General features: G+C 35.7%; 1 protein-coding gene. It reads left to right on the forward strand.

The features are described from left to right. Positions 1 to 206: 206 nt before the first annotated feature. Positions 207 to 1,709 carry a beta-barrel domain-containing protein gene (locus ACIR131C_RS0120025; protein WP_028091594.1) on the forward strand — a complete coding sequence of 501 codons (1,503 nt, stop codon included), beginning with the start codon at positions 207 to 209 and terminating at the stop codon, positions 1,707 to 1,709. Positions 1,710 to 1,932 lie beyond the last annotated feature (223 nt).

Below are 1,932 nucleotides of genomic sequence, written 5' to 3' on the forward strand. Positions count from 1 at the left end.
CAATGATTATAGTTGGGTTTCGTTCCTCAACCCAACCTACCATAAATTCATACTGCATAAATCCTGCAAATAAACAGATTGTTGATATCTGACGCACCCTACAACTAACGTAGGTTGGGTTGAGCCATAGCGAAACCCAACAATGATTTAATAATAATTACAGTTGGGTTTCATTTCTCAAAAAAAATTCTTTATCAAGGTGCATCATGACAAGTACATTAAATGGGAATATCACAAAATCTGATGATAATTTATCACCAGAATTACCAGAAATTACCAATGAAGATTGGTCGGAAATTACTAAAGAATCACTTGATAGTTTACCCCAGGTTTGGACGCGAGGACTATTATATCTTTTAGTCTTAATTGTCTCCCTAGTTTTACCTTGGTCTTTGCTATCTAAAGTAGATGAAACAGGTACAGGAAGAGGACGTATTGAACCTAAAGATAAAACCGTGAAATTAGATGCCGCTGTAGGGGGAACAGTTGCCGAAATTCAAGTTAAAGAAGGTGAAACAGTCAAAGCCGGACAAACTCTATTATTATTAGAATCGGAATTAGTCAAATCAGAATTACGTCAAGTTCAAGATAAATTGGAAGGACAATTAAACCGACTTTCTCAGTTAAAATCCTCCAAAAATCAGTTAATTGTCTCCTTAGCAACCCAACAACAACAAAATCAATCTCAACAATTAGAAAAACAAGCACAAATTGATCAAGCAAAACAGAATATTAATACCCTAAAAAATGCTTATCAATTTCAGAAAGAAGAAAGATTATCTCAACTTAATCAAGCGCGACAAACCCTAATTAATAGTCAAACTACTAATCAATTAGCAGAGAGTAGCTTATTAAGTAGTCAGCGAGAAGTAAAACGCTACAGTCAACTCAGACAACAGGGAGTAATTCCAGAAATTAATTTAGTAGAAAAGCAAGATATCGCTAAAGAAAAGCAAAAATTATATGCACAAAGTCAATCAGATATTCAACAAGCTAAGTTACGTTTAGCAGAACAACAAAGTAGTTATGAGCGAAATTTGCGCCAAGCTCATGCCGATATTGAACAGGCTAAATTGCGACTGGGAGAACAGCAAAGAAGCTATCAAACTTTAACCCTTTCTGGTCAGTCAGCAGTGTTAAAAATTGCCGAACAGCAGAAAAGTTTAGATACAGATATTAGTTCCCTCAAATCAGATATTTCTCAAACTAAACGCCAAATTGATGCCTTAAAATTTCAGTTAGGACAGCGAGAAATTAAAGCTTCTGTCAATGGGATATTATTTCAATTACCAATTCAAAAACCCGGCTCAGTTGTGCAAGTAGGGACAATGGTGGCCGAAATTGCTCAAGATAATTCACCCTTAATAATTCGAGCGCAAATGGCAACTACAGATAGTGGTTTTTTGCGGTTAGGATTACCAGTAAAGCTCAAATTTGATGCTTATCCGTTTCAGGATTATGGTATTATCTCAGGAGAGTTAATTAAAATTTCTCCTAATACGATAGAGATAGATACAGCTAATGGCAAAATAGCCGCTTATAACTTAGAAATTTCTCTCAAAAAAAGTTGTATTCCCTCGGCTAATAAATGTATTCCTTTGCGTCCAGGGGATACAGCAACCGCTGAGGTAATTGTCCGTCAGCGACGAATTATTGATTTTCTACTTGACCCCTTTAAAAAATTGCAACAAGGGGGAGTAAAATTGTAGAAAATTCATAGTAGTTAGTTAATAACACGAAAAACAAAATGAGGTATTATTACTGATGGACGATAAAATCAAACGTTCCCAAGGAAAGTTTGACCCTGTAAATGAGTCAAGGTACTGGCTACCAACCGCGTCTGAGGAACGCTGCAAAAAGATAGGAAAAAAAAGAGCTTGTCCTAAGTTGACAATTTAATAGACAAACCTGTACACTCATAGACAAACCTAT

This window comes from Dolichospermum circinale AWQC131C, from assembly GCF_000426905.1.
GTDB lineage: Bacteria > Cyanobacteriota > Cyanobacteriia > Cyanobacteriales > Nostocaceae > Dolichospermum > Dolichospermum circinale.